Source organism: Candidatus Dormiibacterota bacterium (assembly GCA_035544955.1).
Lineage (GTDB): Bacteria > Chloroflexota > Dormibacteria > CF-121 > CF-121 > CF-13.
The window spans coordinates 12,733-28,595 of record DASZZN010000037.1 but is presented as its reverse complement, the minus strand read 5'-3'; the positions used below and the strand labels follow the sequence as shown (position 1 = coordinate 28,595).

Here is a 15,863-nt window from a genome sequence, read left to right as displayed (position 1 = left end):
GCATGGTAAGTCCGGCGCGCGTGTCCGAGCGGAGACTGTCGATCCCCAACAATCCCATCACCGGCATCCTCCTGGCCATCCCGGCGTATTTCGTCGGCATCTGGCTCGGCACGCTGTTCGGGCTCAACGACGAGCGGAACACCGGCGTCATCCTCGGGTACGTCTTCGCGACGGCCGCGTTCCTCGCCGGGGTCGGCTTCCTCAACTACCCGCTGGAGCGCCTGTTCGGCTGGCGGGTTACGCCCATCAGCGATCCTGACGAGAATCGCGGTATCGGTCGCTTCTTCCGCCTGAGCCTCGACCACAAGGTGATCGGCATCCAGTACCTGGTCACCATCCTCCTGATGCTCCTGTTCGGTGGGATTGGCGCGATGTTGATCCGGACCAGCCTGCTGGTGCCGGATGCCAGTATCACGCCGGCCGGTAATTACCTCCCGCTGATCGGCCTGCACAGCGTGATGATGATCTTCATCACGAGCGCGGTGATCGTGGGTCCCTTTGGAAACTACCTGGTGCCGCTGATGATCGGGGCTCGGCGCATGGCGTTCCCGCGACTCGAGGCGCTGTCCTTCTGGGTGGTGCCGCCGGCTGCCGTGATCCTGGCCGCCGCCACCTTCTGGGGCGGCTTCCCAACCGGATGGACTGGCTACCCACCGCTCTCGGAGCAGGCCCTCCAGGGCATGGACAGCTACATCGTCGGCTTCACCCTGATCGCTGTCGCGCTGGTGTCCTCCGGCGTCAACATGCTGGCCACGATCATCGGGCTGCGTGCCCCGGGCATGACCTGGACCCGACTGCCGATCTTCGTCTGGGGGATCTTCACCACGTCGATCCTCGGCCTGCTCGCCGCTCCGGTACTGGCCGCGGCGCTGACCATGCTGGCGATGGACCGCAGCGTGCAGACCACCTTCTTCCTGGCCTCCAACGGGGGCAGCAATTACCTGTGGGAGAACCTTTTCTGGTTCTTCGGCCATCCTGAGGTCTACATCTTCATCCTGCCGGCGTTCGGCATCATCATGGAGATCGTGCCGCACTTCGCCCGCAAACCCTTGTGGGGCTATCGGACCGGCGTCGTCGGGCTGTTTGGCGTGGCGCTGCTCAGTTGGTTCGTCTGGCAGCATCACCTCTTCGTCAGCGGGATCGCGCCGGTGCTGCGACCGTTCTACATGCTTTCCACGGAGTTGATCTCGATCCCCACCGGAATCATCTTCCTGGTGACGCTTGGCACGCTCTGGCGGGCGCGGGTCTGGTTTACCGTTCCAATGCTCTTCTGCCTCGGGTTTCTCTTCAACTTCCTGATCGGCGGCATCTCGGGCGTCTACCTCTCCGACGTGCCGACCGATGTGACGCTGCATGGCAGCTACTTTTCAATGGCACATTTCCACTACACGATCATGGGTGGCGAGATCTTCGCCCTGATGGCGGCCTGCTACTACTGGCTGCCGAAGATGACCGGCAAGATGCTCAGCCCAACCATCGGGCGCATTCATTTCTGGACGATGTTCATCGCCTTCAACTCGACCTTCTTTCCCCTGTTCCTCGCCGGCCTGCTGAACATGCCGCGGCGGGTCTCCACCTATGATCCGTCCCTGGTCGGACTCAACCGCTGGGTCAGCATTTCCGCCTACTTCCTCTTCGCCTCCATGGTCTTATTCGCCGGCAACCTGATCTACTCCTGGTTCTTCGTCGCGAAACCGGCGGTGGCCAATCCGTGGCACGCGCGGTCGCTCGAGTGGCAGGTCCCGACGCCGCCTCCGGCCCGCAACTTCGACCGCGTACCGGTCATCGTCGCGGGCCCCTACGACTACGGCATTCCGAACGCGCGGCCGGTGGCGGATCTTGGCGGCATGGTGGGAGCCACCGGTGGCGGTTAGAACCCGCCCGTACGAGGCCGCCGCCGATGCCGAGGCGCTGCTCGATACAAGGCTGGTGGCGATCGGCACCTGGCTGTTCCTCGCCGCGGAGATCTTCTTCTTTGCCGCCTGGTGGTTCGCTTTCTTTTACCTGCGGGCGCTCAACAACAATCAAGCCTGGAAGGCGCAGGGCGCCGGTCCGCCGAGCAAGGGCTACGGCGCCGTCGTGCTCGTCCTCGCGCTCCTGACCGCCGTCAGCTACTTCCTGGGCTCCCGCCAGCCGACCCGCACGATCCTGTTTCGCCTCCTCACACCGGTCGCTCTGGTTTTCGGGATTGCCACCTGCCTCTTTCAGGGGTACGAAATGTGGCACCTCGGCTTCGGCCTGACCGACGGTGCTTATCCAAGCGTGTTCAGCGGGCTGACGGGCTCGTGGCTTATCCAGTTCGCGCTCGCCACCGCCTGGCTGGGCAGCATCGCCACGCAAACCGGACCCGCGGGTGATACCGTCGTGCGACGGCAGCCGGCCGCTTCATTCGCCTGGGTCCTGCTCTTCCTCGCCGCCGTCGGCGTCGTGAACTACGTCCTTCTGTACCTCGTCGCCTGAAGGACTCGCGTGAGCTGGCTGAACCCACTGACCTGGCCCATCGAGCCGTGGGTGCTCCTCGGCGTGGAGGTCACCGCCATCCTCTATCTATGGGGTGGGCATCGCCGTATCCATCTGGCCTCTTCAAATCGCTGGCGCGCGGTCGCCTTCTGGTCGGGGCTCGGGGTGATCTTGTTGGCCGTCGACACCCCACTGGAAACGCTGGCCCGCCAGTTGTTCTGGGCGCACATGACGCAGCACCTCCTGCTGATCATGGTGGCCGCGCCGCTGTTGGTCGTGGCCGCTCCCTGGCTGCAGATCTGGCGCGGCCTGCCGATCTCGATCCGCCGGCCGCTCGCGCGCACCATCGTCAAGCATCCGGCGCTGCGGATGCCGCGCCGGGCGTCCGCCTGGTTGAGCGCACCGGTCGGTGCCTTCATCCTTTCCACCGCGAACCTCTGGATCTGGCACTGGCCGGCGGCCTATGACCTCACGCTGCGCAATCACGCCGTCCATCATCTCGAGCACGCGCTCTTCCTCGGGCTTGGCATCCTGTTCTGGGCACAGCTCATCGACCAGCATCCCTTTCATGCGCGCCTCACCCAGTTGAGTCGCGTGGTCTACGTGTTCCTCGCGACCATCCAGGCCTGGGCATTGGCGGCCGTGCTCGCCTTCGCGACTGCGCCTTACTACGCCTACGCCCTGCTGCCCTCGCGCCCGGGTGGGATTTCCGCGCTGACCGATCAGCAGTTCGGTGCCGGGATCATGTGGGTGCCGGGGTCGATCACCTACTCGATCGTCTTCCTCACCTGTCTCTACCTGTGGTTCCGCGAGGAGGACGCACGCGGCCGGGCGTTCGCTCCGCAGCGCGCCGGAGTACTGAAGTGATCGCCGAAGCCCAGGACGTTGCTGTCCGGGCCGCGCCACTCCGATGGCATGGCGCTCGGAGCGTGCTCACGGATTACCTTAGCCTGACCAAGCCCCGCATCCTGCTGCTGCTCCTCATGACCGAATTGGGTGCCATGATTTCCGCCGCCCGAGGCTGGCCAGGCACGTCGCTCACGCTGGCCGCCCTCGCCGGCGGCGCCCTCTCGGCGGGCGGCGCGGCGGCCGTCAACTGCTGGTTCGACCGCGACATCGACGCCGTGATGGCCCGCACCTGCACCCGACCAGTCCCCTCGGGTCGCATCCAGCCCGGCAGCGCGCTCACCTTCGGCGTCGTGCTCGCCGCCCTCGGTTGCATCCTCCTCGCGCTGGCGACCAACCTGCTGGCGGCAACGCTCGCGCTCGCCGGAGGCCTTTTCTACATCTTCGTCTACACGATCTGGCTGAAGCGTGCAACGCGTCAGAACATCGTGATCGGTGGCGCCGCCGGCGCCTTTCCGCCGCTGGTCGGCTGGGCGGTGGTGACCGGCGCCATCACCCCTCCGGCACTGGCGCTGTTCGCCGTCATCTTCTTCTGGACCCCGCCCCACTTCTGGTCACTGGCGCTGTTGCTCCGCCGGCAGTACCGAGCCGTCGGCGTTCCGATGCTGCCGGTCGTCGCCTCCGACCTGGAGACACGCCGCTCGATCGTTGCCTATGCGGTCCTCCTATTGGCGTTCAGCCTGGTCCCGGGGATCTGGTTTGGTCCCTGGTACACGGTGGGCGCGGCGATCCTGAGCGGCGCCTTCCTCTGGATGGCCGTTCGCGGCCTGACAACGGAAGGCGTCGCCTGGGCGTCGCGGCTCTTTCATTTCTCGCTCGTTTACCTGGGCCTGGTCTTCGTTCTGGCGGCGGGGGCCGCCGTTTTGCCACACTGAACGCCACCATCCGCACCCGCCCCGCTCCGGTGCTTTCGTGGTCGACACGGGCTAGGATCATGGGCGTCCTCCTGATTGCGGCCCTATTCCTTTTCCTCCTGGCGCTTCAGTTAGCGCACCGGCAGGGCCACCCAATCCACGTGACGGTCGCGGGAGGAAGCGCCCACGTGGGCGCAGCGGCTCCGGACTTCACCACGCAACAGCTTGACGGCGCGACCGTACAGCTCAGCCAGTTCCGCGGCAAGCCCGTGCTCCTGAACTTTTGGGCCACCTGGTGCGCGCCCTGCCAGGATGAGATGCCGCTGTTGCAGCGGGCTCTCGACCGGTATGGCGGCGCCGGCTTCACGGTGCTCGCCGTCGACTACCAGCAGACCGACCTCAACAGCATGCGGGCATTCCTCCGAAAGGTAGGCGCGCGCTTTCCTGCTGTCTACGACCCGGCCGGCCAGATCGCCGGCGAGTATGGCGTCACGGTCGGCCTGCCGGTCAGCATCTTCATCGACCGATCGGGCGCCGTCGCGTTCATCCAGCTGGGCCAGATGTCCGATGCCATGCTTCAACAGCACCTTCACTCGATCCTGTAGCCATGGCCGTTTCCCTCGGCATCATCCTGGCCGTCATCTACTTTCTGGGTGGCCGGCGACCGGTCCGCCTGCTGGGCGCCGCGCCTCGCTGGAACGCCCGACAGTGGCGCACCACGGCATTCTTTGCGGGCCTGGTGATGCTGATGCTCGGGACATCCACGCCTGTTGATGCCCTGACACGCCAGTCGCTCTCGGCTCGGACCGCGCAGCTGATGGCGTTGCTGATGGTGGTCGCGCCGCTCCTGGTAATCGGCGCGCCGCATCCCCGGTTCCTTCGGCTGATCCGCAACGGAAGGTCCGACAACCGCTCGCTATCCTGGGTGCCAGCGGCCGCGTTCGTGCTCTTCAATGGCGCCGTCATTCTTTCCTTCTTGCCCCCGATCTATCAGGCGACAGCCCGGTCGGGCTGGGCTGGCCAGCTGTTTCTGCTGGCGATGGTTGGTCTGGCCTATATGTTCTGGTCCCAGGTGATCGACCAACCTCCAGGCCGATGCCGGCTATCTCACCTCGGTCGCGCCGTCTACCTCCTTCTATCGTCGGCTCAGCTCCGCATCCTGGGCATCGTGCTCGGGTTCGCGTCCGCCTCGTTCTATCCGGTACCGCTGGTCGACCAGCAGGTCGCCGCCGGCATCGTGATGGTGCCCGGCGTCCTCACCGACCTCGTGGTCCTGATGGTCTGCCTCTACCTCTGGCTCGGTCAGGATGACCGGCGGCAGGCGGGCCGAGGCGATTCCGATGGCCGCCGGTTCCCCGGCCGCGGCATACGCCTGCCCGCCCCCACAGCCGAGGCTCGCGCAGTATGGAGATGAAGAGCTGACGCGTTCGCGAACGGGACGGCTGTTCCGCCGGCTCGGTCAGAAGCGCTGGTTCGCATGGCTGGGATCTCGTTTCGTGTGGCCACTCGAGCGTGCGTTGTGGCTACGGTATGGACGCGGTATCAATCCGCGCGATCTGCCAGAACTCCTGCTGGTTACTCAAGGACGCAGGACAGGGAGGCTGCGGGCGGTACCCGTGCTGTATCTGGAGGACGATGGTCACCTCGTGATCGTCGCGTCGAACTGGGGCAACAAACGGCACCCGGCCTGGTCGGAGAATCTGCTGGCCAACCCGACTGTCGAGGTCAGACTCCGCGGCGACACGCGCCGCTTCCAGGCGAGGTTGCTGGAAGGGGACGAGAAGCAGCGTCTGTGGCCACGCCTGCTCGAGATCTGGCCGGCATGGTCGAGCTATCAGGAGAGGACCGACCGGGATTTCAGGATGTTTCTGCTAACCGAAGCCTTAACCGGATCTTCTTGATTTCTTCCATCGGTTCGCGTAAAAAGGGACCCTAGGGAATTCGGATCGGGGCTAGCCAAAGGGAGGAGGAACTTGATGAACGCACGCGTGCGGATCGTCGTGCCTGTGGCGCTGGCGTCGTTGCTCGCGCTCACGGCGCTACCAGCGGCAGGATCGGAGTCCGATCGTGGCGGATCGCCGCTCGCCAAGATCCACCATATCGTGGTGATCTACCAGGAGAACCATAGCTTCGACAACCTCTATGGGGGCTGGGAAGGCGTGAACGGCCTGGAGAATGCGGGCGCCGCGCAGACGCTGCAGGTCAAGCAGAACGGCACCGTCTTCGCCTGCCTGCTGCAGAACGACGTCAATCTCGCGGCAATCGTACCGGCGAGTTGCGCGGACACGACGGGGACGCCCGCCAACACCGCGTTCACCAGCCACTTCGTCAACGCCCCATTTCAGATCGACGCCTACATTCCGGCCAGTGCTCGGACCTGCCCTGTGCCGGGCGCTCCGTTCTCGGCGCACGGCTACAAGGAAGGACCAACGAACCTGCCGGGCGGCTGCACGGAAGACATCGTTCACCGCTTCTATCAGGAGCAATATCAGCTCAACAACGGCCAGCAGAATCGCTACACGGCCGGGAGCGACGCCGCCGGCCTGACGCAGGGCTACTACAACACGCAGGCGCTTCCGATCTATCAGTACCTCCATCAGGAGGACCATCCGAACTACGCGATCGCTGACAACTTCTTCCAGGGCGCCTTCGGCGGATCGTTCCTCAACCACCAGTGGCTGATCGCGGCCGCGTCGCCGACGTGGCCCTTGGCTCCCGCGGCGAACCATTCGATCATCGATTCGAACGGGATGCCAAACGCCACCTATCCGCTCTACACGCCGACCGGTCCGGTGTCGGACAAGCAGGTCACCCAGGTCTGCCCATCAGCGGTTCCGGGACGGGCGTGCGGCGACTACGCGATCAACACCATCCAGCCGGCCTACCAACCCTTCAAGGGCACTCCCCAACTGCCGCCGCAGACTGGCAAGACGATCGGCGATGAGCTTAGCGCGGCCGGCGTCAGCTGGGCCTGGTACTCCGGTGGCTGGTCAAATGCCGATGGCGATGTCGGTGCACCAGGTTGGACCAACGGCACCACCCCCGGGGTTTGCACGGATCCATACTCGGCGCCGAACCCAGCGTATCCCTATTGCCCGAACAAGGTGTTCCAGTTCCACCATCAGGCGTTCAACTACTTCTACAACTACCGGCCGGGAACCACCGCCCGGGCTCAGCATCTGCGCGACGAAGCGGAATTCCTGAAGCTGGCCCAATCGTCCACCGACGAGCGGTGCAAGCTGAAGTCGGTCAGCTTCGTCAAGCCGATCGGCCTGGATAATGAGCATCCCGGCTACACCAGCGAGACCGCGGGCAGCAGCCACCTGGTCAAGCTGCTCAAGGCGATCGAGGGCAGTGCCTGCGCAAAGGACACCCTGGTCGTCACCACCTACGACGAGTTCGGTGGCCAGTGGGACCATGTCGCACCTCCGGGCCAGGGCACTGCGGTAGGCCCGCACGACCTGTGGGGTCCGGGAACCCGAATTCCGGCGTTAATCATCGCCCCGCGGCTGCGCGGCGACTTCGTAGTCGACAGCGCCCAGCACGACACGACGTCGATCCTTGCCACCATCGAGCACCGCTTCGGTCTCGCTCCGCTGGGAACGCGCGATGCCGCGGTCAAGGACCTCTCAACGGTCTTCAGAGCTCGCGAGGGCGGTGACGGCGGTGATGGCGGCGGTGGCGGCGGCGGCGACAAGCGGACAACTAACAGCTGAGATCGTCAGTCAGATGCGCTGGGGGCCGGATCGTCCGGCCCCCTTTACGTTTTCAGGACGTAAGCGGGGCGGCGCGGCGGATCGAGACCATGTTGTGCACGACCTGCACGCCAGGCACCTGGCTTGCCACCGACTCAATTCGCCGCATGGCGGCCGGGTCGGGGGCGACGCCCGTAATATCGGCCGTCCCATGGTGGCCGCTGACCTGCACGTCCGCGGCCCTTAAGGTCGGATCGGATCGGATCGCGTCGGTCACGGCCCGGGCCAGATCGTCGTCCGTGATGAGCTGCCGGTCGACCTGCAGGACGCCCGGGAGGGACCTGATGACTCGCGCCACCCGCTCCGCCTCCGATTGATCGGCAACGTAGCCACGGACCGTTACCACCTGGTCCTGGACGTCGATCGTGATCGACCGCTGGATCCCTCGCAGGACCGGGTCGGCCATCAGCTGCTCCGTAATCGCCTGCCTGATTTCCCAATCGGTCGCAAAGGGCGCCAGCTTCGACCAGTCGCCGCTCGGCAAATCGGTGACGATGCCATTGGGGCCGGCCTCCCGTACTCGATCGATCGGTAGCAGGCGCAGGCTGGGGGTGCCGCGGCCCGCAACCACGAGGGCGGTCGCCGTGCCGGAGGCTCGATCGAAGCACACCAACCGGAGGCGGCCGAGGCGCTTGCCGTCGGCGCTTCTCACCGCCATGTCCCGGCGAAGGCTCGCCGCATCTGTGCCGGAGCCGGCAGGCGACTCGGTCCAGACCTCGGCGAGTCGCACCACCTGGCCATCAGCCGACAGGATGGCGCCCGCCGGCACCTGCCGTTCTTCGAGGCCCAGCCCTGTCGCCAGCTCAAGGTCCTGCAACCGGCGGTTCTCTGGATGAAGCTGCACCGCCTCCACCGTCCCGCGGACATTCCCCAGCACCTCCGCGTCGCCGCCGAGGAGGATCTCGTCGCGGCGCCCGCTGAACCCGGCGGAAGGCGCGCCGGCCGGTGCAAAGCGGATCGCGACGCCACCCGGCCGCAACGACATCGCCGTGCCGGCCGCGACCATGACAACGACCCAGCCGCCCATGATGACGATGGCGGCCAGGGTTAGGTCCATAACTCAACGAATTATGACCCAGCGGCCTCCGCTGGGATGATGCCCGCCGCCCATTGACAAGCCCCACCGGGGGCCGCCATAGTCGCGTAAGGAGAGGACAACGGGCGCCACGCGGCGTCCCCACGAGTCGATCAAGGAGGGAAATCGATGTCGGAAGACACGTCCCATGGAGTCACGCGTCGTGACGCACTGAAGCTCGGAGCCGGCACCCTGGCTGGGGCGGCCGCATCCGTCGCCGCGCTGCAGGGGGCACCCCTGGCGGCGCTGGCAGCGGCGCCCACCGACTTGAACGAAGCCACCGTCGTCCAGCTGCAAGCCCTGATGGCAAAGAAGAAGCTGCGCTCGGTCGATCTGGTGGATTACTATCTCAGCCGGATTCGCTCCATCGATCAGAGCGGCCCGACGGTGAATTCCGTCATCGAGGTCAACCCCGACGCGCGCGAGATCGCCGGCCAACTCGACCACGAGCGTCGCACCCGCAGAGCGCGCGGCCCGCTGCACGGGATCCCCGTCCTGCTCAAGGACAACATCGACTCCCACGACGAAATGCAGACGGCTGCCGGGTCCCTCGGGCTGGTCGGAGCAGCGGCGCCCCGCGACTCAACCGTCGCCGCGCGACTCCGGGCGGCGGGCGCGGTCATCCTGGGAAAGACGACCCTCAGCGAGTGGGCCAACTTCCGCTCCACCACCTCCACCAGCGGCTGGTCAGCCCGGGGCGGCCAGTGCAACAACCCCTACGGCATCAACCGCAATCCGTGCGGCTCGAGCTCCGGCTCGGGCGCCGCGTCCTCGGCAAACTTCACGGCGGTTTCGATCGGCACCGAAACCGACGGCAGCATCGTGTGCCCGGCCAACCACAACGGTGTCGTGGGCATCAAGCCAACGGTGGGCCTGGTGAGCCGCGCCGGTGTCGTACCCATCTCGCACAACCAGGACACGGTCGGACCGCACACGCGAACCGTCGCGGACGCCGCCGCCGTCCTTGGCGCGCTTGTTGGCGTCGACCCGCGCGACCCAGCCACCCAGGCCAGCACCGGGAAGTTCTTCTCCGACTACACGCAGTTCCTCCACCCCGACGGGCTTCGAGGTGTCCGCATCGGCTTCACCCGCCAGTTCGAGGGATCAAACGCCAAAACCGACGTGGTCTTCGAGGCGGCGGTGCAGGCGATGTCCAATGCCGGCGCGATCATGGTCGAGGTCCAGCTGCCGCACTTCGCTGAAGTGGTTCAGTCAGGGGCGGACGAAACGACGGTGTTGCTCTTCGACTTCAAGATCGACCTGAAGAACTACCTCCAGACGCGGACCGGTGTCCCGCTCGCGCATGGTGACCTGGCCGCAGCGATCGCCTTCAACAATGCGCACGCGGCGCAGGAGATGCCGTTCTTCGGCCAGGAACTCTTCGTGCTGGCGCAGGCGGTCGATACCAACGACCCGGGCACTATCGCCGCTTACAACGCCGCCCTGGCGCGTGACCATTTCAATGGCGGTACCGACGGCATCGACCGCGCCCTCCGCGACAACAATGTCATCGCCGTTGTGGCGCCCACGGAGCCGCCGGCCTGGTCGACCGACTTGATCTACGGCGACCACTTCACGTTCGGCAGCTCCTCCCACTCGGCGATCGCCGGCTACCCGATCATCAATGTCCCGATGGGGCTGATCCTCGGCCTTCCCGTTGGGATGTCGTTCATGGCGGGCGCGTTCAGCGAGCCAACGTTGATCCGGTTGGCCTCCGGCTTCGAGCATGTGACCAAGGCGCGTCGCCAGCCGAAGTTCCTGCCGACCCTCCCCTTGACCTCCCCCAGTGGCGCCGGTGGAGATCAGGGTGGCGACCAGGGTGGGGACCGCGCGCTTCAGAACCGCGCCCAGCGTGCTCCGTCGCGGCCCAATGTGAAGGTCAGTCACCTCTAGCGGCGAGAGCCAGCAGCGCGAGGAACTCGTGTAGCAGCGTCCCTGCCAGCAGGGACGTGACTTCACCATGGTCGTACTGCGGCTGCACTTCGACCAGGTCGAAGCCGACGAAGTCGATGCCGCGAAGTCCGCGAACCAGCCGCAGGGCATCGCGGCTGCTCGGTCCCCCGACCTCCGGCGTTCCGGTGCCAGGAGCAAAGCCCGGATCGACGAAATCGATGTCGAAACTGAGGAAGACAGGGCCGCTGCCGATGCGCTGGTGAACTTCCGGGAGCACCGCGTCGACGCCACGTTGCAGCAGCTCCTCGGTGGGAATCAGGTGGAGTCCGAGCGCCCGTGCCCCGCCCCGATCCTCGGAGCCGTAGAGCGATCCGCGGATCCCCAGCTGCACTGCCCGCCCAGTGTCGATCAGGCCCTCCTCGATCGCGCGCTTGCACCAGGTGCCATGGGTGTAGCGCTCGCCCCAATAGTGGTCCCAGGTGTCGGTGTGCGAGTCGAAGTCGATCAACCCGACCGGGCCGTGCCGTTTGGCGACGGCGCGCAGTTCGCCGAGCGTGATGGAATGGTCTCCGCCGATCGCCAGGGGAACGACGCCGGCGTCCAGGATGGGACGAAGCCCATCCAGCATGACCTGGTAACTCGCCTGCATGTTCCCCGGGATCACGGCCAGGTCGCCGGTGTCCACCACCGAGAGATGATCGAAGATCTCGATCTCGTGCTCGACGTGGTAGGGGCGCAGCAATCGCGACGCCTCGCGGATGGCCGCCGGTCCGAAACGTCCGCCGATCCGATAGCTGGCGCCGGTATCGAAGGGGATTCCCACGATGGCGGCGTCGACGCCGTCCATCTCGCTCACCTGGGGCAGGCGCATGAAGCTCGCGATCCCGGTGAAGCGCGGCGCCTTCATCGCATCCACCGGCCGGTATTTAGGCACGAGCGAGCTCCGATTCGACTGCCTTCATGCTCTCTTCGTGGATGATGCCCACCACCTGATTGCGCAGCTCGGCGAACCGAGGCCCGCCCACCATGTCGAAGGTCCGCGGCCGCGGCAGATCGACGGTAAGGGTGGTGCGGACGCGGCCGGGACGGTTGGTCATGATGTAGATCACGTCGCCCAGGAAGATCGCCTCATCGATGTCGTGGGTGACGAAGAGCACGGTCTTGCGATAGCGTTGCCAGAGATCGGTCAGCATCTCCTGCATGATCTGGCGGGTCAGGGCATCCAGCGCGCCAAAGGGTTCGTCCATGAGCAGCACCTCGGGATCGTTGGCGAGGGCCCGAGCGATCGCCACCCTCTGCTTCATGCCACCGGACAGGGCCTTCGGATAGGCCTCGGCGAACCCGTCGAGCTTCATCAGGCGGATCAGTTCACTCGACTGGCGTTTTCGCTCCGGCTTCGGGGTGCGCTTGACCTCGAGGCCGAACTCGATGTTGCGCCGAACCGAGAGCCACGGATACAGCGAATAGGACTGGAACACCATGCCCCGGTCGGCGCCGGGCGAGTACGCGGGCTTGCCGTCGACCAGGACTTCACCTTCGGTGGGGGTGACAAGACCGGCCGCGATGCTGAGGAGCGTCGACTTGCCGCAACCCGATGGCCCGACGATACAGGCAAACTCTCCGTCCGGCACCGTCAGTGAGATTTGCTGCAAGGCACGCACCTCGCCCCGCCGGGTACGGTAGTTCATGGCGACGTCGACAAAGCGGATCTCGCTCATTGGTGGACCTTTTCGACATAGGGGAACGCCCAGCGATGGATAAGGCCGAAGATCGTGTCCGTGATCAGGCCGAGGATCCCGATGGTGATGATGGCGGCGATGATGCTATCCGTCCGTAGATACCGCTCGGAGATGAGGATGAAGGTGCCAATCCCGCGGTCGGCCGCCAGAAGTTCCGCGACGATCAGGTAAGTCCAGGCCCAGCCGATCGTGATGCGCAGCGCGTCCACGACTTCGGGGAAGGTGGCAGGCAGGAACACCTTATGAAAGACCTTCCAGCGCGATGCCCCGAGGGTATAGGCGACATTGAGCATCTCGTCCGGGACGCGGTGGGCGATGTCCATCACCATCAGCACGAGCTGGAAGAAAACGCCGATCCAGATAAGCGTCAGCTTCTCCTCCTCACCAATGCCCACGAGCACGATCAGCAGAACGATGAAGGCCGACGCGGGCATATAACGGATCGCGTTGATCGGTGGCTGAAAGAACGAACGCACCACCTCGAACGAGCCCATGAGGAGCCCAAGCGGCACCGCCATCGCTGCAGCAATCAGAAATCCTGTAACGATCCGGAATGTGCTCCAGGCGACATCGTCGAGGAAGTGCTGGTGCTGCACCATATCGATCCAGGTTTTGCCGACACGTGGCAGGCTCGGCAGAAAGAGGGGATTGTCGATGAGGACGGATCCGACGCTCCAGAGCGTGATGATGACGACGAAGCTGCCAATGCCAAGCACTAATCTGGCTGGCCCTGGAATTGCCTGCTTTGGCGTCAGATAGGTTCGGAGGAGCCCGCGGCGCCGGCGCTGCACTCGGGCAGGACTAGCCGGCGCCGCCTGGGTCGCGGGGACCCGTTCGCTCACGAGTCCCTACAAGCTGTTGATGAAGCTGGGATCGACCGCGTCGCTTGGCTTGACTGTCGTGTCGATCTTGCCCTGGGCCTTCCAGAAATCGGCTGCGGCCTTGACGTTGTCGTAGATCTTGCCGTGGCTGGCGGCGGTTCCCATGACCTCTTTCCCCTTCGGGAGATCGAACAGTTGCAGGGTGCCGAGGTCAGCCATGACGTCAGCGGCTTTTTCGCCGACGGCATCGCCGATGATCTTCAGCGATTCCGTCTGATTCGCGCTCATAAAGGTGAAGGTGTCGTAGTAGGCCTTCATGAAGTCCTTGACCGTATCGGGGTACTTCTGGATGAAGTCCTTGCGGAAGGCGAAGCTGTCCATGATCAAGTCGGGATATTGCTGGGAAGATACCAGGATGTGACCATCGGTCCGGGTCTTGGCTCGACTGAGCCACGGCTCCCAGGTTACGGCAACGTCGATCTTCGAGGCTACGAATGCCGCGCCGGCTGCTCCCGACGTCATGTTTTGTTCCTTCACGTCGGAGAGGTGTAGCCCGTTCTTCTCCAGGACCTGGGCCAGGAACCATTCCGAGACCGAACCCTGGTTGACGCCGACCGTCTTGCCTTTCAGGTCAGCCACGTTCTGGATCGTGTTGGCGGCGAGAATGCCATCACCACCAACTGAAGCGTCGATGGGAAAGACCTCTACCGCGGCGACACCGTTCGATTGCTGGCGCGCAAACGCGTCAACGGTCGAGGCCATGCCTTCGAGGCGCCCGGCAGCCAGCGCGATGAAGCGGTCGTTGGGGTCCTCGACGTCCTTGAAGTTGACGTCCAGACCGTGCTGCTTCCAGATGCCTTTCGCATTGGCGAGGTAGATGAGCGCATATCCGGTCCAGGTCGAGGACGCGATGTGGATCGTGCCGCTGTACTTGGTGCTGGATCCGGATGAGGTCGGCGAGCCGCAGGCGGACATGAGAAGAGCAATAAGAATGAATAGAGGTAGGATCGACCGCTTTCCGAACATGGAATCCCCTCCCAGGGCAGACTCGGCGCCCATGCGAACGCGGCGTCGGCGGCGCCTGCCGGGCCGCGAGCCCCTATGCTACCCGATGTGGCGGGGCGGCAGTCGATGAAGCCGGCCGTCGACACGGTGATCGTCGGCGCTGGACAGGCTGGCCTTTCGCTGAGTCACGAGCTCGCGGCCGGGGGTGTTGACCACGTCGTTCTCGAGCGGGGCCGGGTCGGCGAGACCTGGCGTGGGCGCTGGGACAGCTTCTGCCTCGTCATTCCCAACTGGACGGTCCAACTGCCCGGCGGCCGCTACCGCGGCGATGATCCCGACGGCTTCATGCCGAAGAGCGAGATCGTCAGTCACCTCGTCGCCTACGCGGACAGCTTTCGGGCACCGGTGCGTGAAGGTGTGGCGGTGACCAGCCTCGAGGCCGGGGAACATGGGGGCTTTCTCCTCCGAACATCATCGGGTGAGATCCGTGCGAGGGACGTCGTCCTCGCGTCGGGTGGATACCAGAAACCCCACCGGCCCGCGGCAGCCGCCCAGCTTCCCGCCTCGGTCAACGCCATCGACGCGGAGCACTACTCCAACCCCACGGCACTACCGCCCGGGAACGTGCTGATCGTGGGCAGCGGCCAGACCGGGTGCCAACTGGCTGAAGAAGTCCTCGAGGCTGGTCGGGGCGTGTCCCTCGCATGCGGGCGCGCCCCGTGGATTCCGCGTCGACTCGAGGGACGCGACACGATCGCCTGGCTCAATGAGACGCCCTTCTTCGACGTGAGGTTGGGCGACCTGCCGAGCCCACGCTGGCGGCTGCTATCCAATCCGCAGATGAGTGGTCGCGGGGGAGGTCACGACCTGAACTACCGTACGCTGCAAGCCCAGGGCGTTGAGTTGCTGGGCCGTTTCATCGGGGTGGCCGACGGTCGTGCTCACTTCGCGCCCGACCTGGCCGAGTCGGTGGCCTTTGGCGACACGCGATGGGCGGAGAGCTGCGAGCTCATCGTCAAGGCGTGCGCCGCACGATCCCTGCGCCCTCCCGAGATGCCGCGGCCGCCGGCGTTCGTCGGCGACGCCCAGGAGAGCGTGCCAATCAGTGATTTCGGCACGGTCATCTTTACCACCGGGTTTCGGCCCGATTACGCGAGCTGGGTGAGGTTTCCGCAGGCATTCGACGACGAGGGTTTCCCCATCCAGCAGGATGGCTCCAGTACGACCGTGCCCGGACTGCATTTCATGGGCGTGCACTTTCAGCGCAAGCGGAAGTCGGCCACGTTCCTCGGCGTCGGCGAGGACGCAACCGTGCTGGCCGGGAAAATTTCGAAACGCTGATCTCAGGCGAGGTG

Annotated in this window: 15 protein-coding genes; 10 read left to right on the top strand and 5 right to left on the bottom strand. The window is 65.3% G+C overall.

What is annotated here, in order from left to right:
* Window positions 1-2: 2 nt before the first annotated feature.
* The 8 genes from VHK65_13740 (at window position 3) to VHK65_13705 (ending at window position 7,936) form a co-directional block, all read left to right on the top strand.
* The gene (locus VHK65_13740; protein HVS07209.1) at window positions 3-1,874 is read left to right on the top strand and encodes a cbb3-type cytochrome c oxidase subunit I; all 1,872 of its coding nucleotides are present in this window, start codon (window positions 3-5) and stop codon (window positions 1,872-1,874) included.
* Window positions 1,864-2,460 (top strand): hypothetical protein, encoded by a 597-nt coding sequence (locus VHK65_13735; GenBank protein HVS07208.1) that lies wholly within the window; start codon window positions 1,864-1,866, stop codon window positions 2,458-2,460. The genes VHK65_13740 and VHK65_13735 overlap by 11 nt, the downstream gene beginning before the upstream one ends.
* A 9-nt stretch (window positions 2,461-2,469) precedes the next feature.
* Entirely contained in the window at window positions 2,470-3,327 is an 858-nt protein-coding gene (locus tag VHK65_13730; protein ID HVS07207.1) for a cytochrome c oxidase assembly protein, read from the top strand.
* Entirely contained in the window at window positions 3,324-4,241 is a 918-nt protein-coding gene (locus VHK65_13725; GenBank protein ID HVS07206.1) for a heme o synthase, read from the top strand. The genes VHK65_13730 and VHK65_13725 overlap by 4 nt, the downstream gene beginning before the upstream one ends.
* A gap of 59 nt (window positions 4,242-4,300) precedes the next feature.
* Window positions 4,301-4,825: a TlpA disulfide reductase family protein gene (locus VHK65_13720; protein ID HVS07205.1), complete on the top strand. Its 525-nt coding sequence runs from the start codon at window positions 4,301-4,303 to the stop codon at window positions 4,823-4,825.
* Between the two features lie 2 nt (window positions 4,826-4,827).
* Window positions 4,828-5,634, top strand: coding sequence for a cytochrome c oxidase assembly protein (locus tag VHK65_13715; protein HVS07204.1), 807 nt, complete (start codon window positions 4,828-4,830; stop codon window positions 5,632-5,634).
* Window positions 5,561-6,121, top strand: a complete 561-nt coding sequence (locus VHK65_13710) for a nitroreductase family deazaflavin-dependent oxidoreductase (GenBank protein HVS07203.1) — start codon at window positions 5,561-5,563, stop codon at window positions 6,119-6,121. The genes VHK65_13715 and VHK65_13710 overlap by 74 nt, the downstream gene beginning before the upstream one ends.
* Window positions 6,122-6,196: 75 nt before the next feature.
* A complete protein-coding gene (locus tag VHK65_13705; GenBank protein HVS07202.1) occupies window positions 6,197-7,936 on the top strand; it encodes an alkaline phosphatase family protein in 1,740 nt (579 codons plus the stop codon).
* Between the two features lie 52 nt (window positions 7,937-7,988).
* Here the strand turns inward: VHK65_13705 and VHK65_13700 are convergent, their stop codons facing one another.
* Window positions 7,989-9,032, bottom strand: coding sequence for a BON domain-containing protein (locus VHK65_13700; GenBank protein ID HVS07201.1), 1,044 nt, complete (start codon window positions 9,030-9,032; stop codon window positions 7,989-7,991).
* Window positions 9,033-9,179: 147 nt separating this feature from the next.
* Between VHK65_13700 and VHK65_13695 the strand changes: the two genes are divergently transcribed.
* Complete coding sequence (locus tag VHK65_13695) at window positions 9,180-10,943, top strand: amidase (protein ID HVS07200.1); 1,764 nt, start codon at window positions 9,180-9,182, stop codon at window positions 10,941-10,943.
* Here the strand turns inward: VHK65_13695 and speB are convergent.
* From speB to VHK65_13675, 4 genes are read right to left on the bottom strand one after another with little or no spacing between them, the layout of a single operon-like run.
* Complete coding sequence (gene speB, locus VHK65_13690) at window positions 10,930-11,877, bottom strand: agmatinase (GenBank protein ID HVS07199.1); 948 nt, start codon at window positions 11,875-11,877, stop codon at window positions 10,930-10,932. The two genes, VHK65_13695 and speB, sit on opposite strands and share 14 nt — an antisense overlap.
* Complete coding sequence (locus VHK65_13685) at window positions 11,870-12,661, bottom strand: ABC transporter ATP-binding protein (protein ID HVS07198.1); 792 nt, start codon at window positions 12,659-12,661, stop codon at window positions 11,870-11,872. The genes speB and VHK65_13685 overlap by 8 nt, the downstream gene beginning before the upstream one ends.
* Window positions 12,658-13,524 (bottom strand): ABC transporter permease, encoded by an 867-nt coding sequence (locus VHK65_13680; GenBank protein HVS07197.1) that lies wholly within the window; start codon window positions 13,522-13,524, stop codon window positions 12,658-12,660. The genes VHK65_13685 and VHK65_13680 overlap by 4 nt, the downstream gene beginning before the upstream one ends.
* 6 nt (window positions 13,525-13,530) lie before the next feature.
* On the bottom strand, window positions 13,531-14,478 hold the full coding sequence (locus VHK65_13675) for an ABC transporter substrate-binding protein (protein ID HVS07196.1): 948 nt from the start codon (window positions 14,476-14,478) through the stop codon (window positions 13,531-13,533).
* Window positions 14,479-14,616: 138 nt separating this feature from the next.
* Between VHK65_13675 and VHK65_13670 the strand changes: the two genes are divergently transcribed.
* Window positions 14,617-15,849, top strand: a complete 1,233-nt coding sequence (locus VHK65_13670) for an NAD(P)-binding domain-containing protein (protein ID HVS07195.1) — start codon at window positions 14,617-14,619, stop codon at window positions 15,847-15,849.
* The last annotated feature ends 14 nt before the right edge of the window (window positions 15,850-15,863 follow it).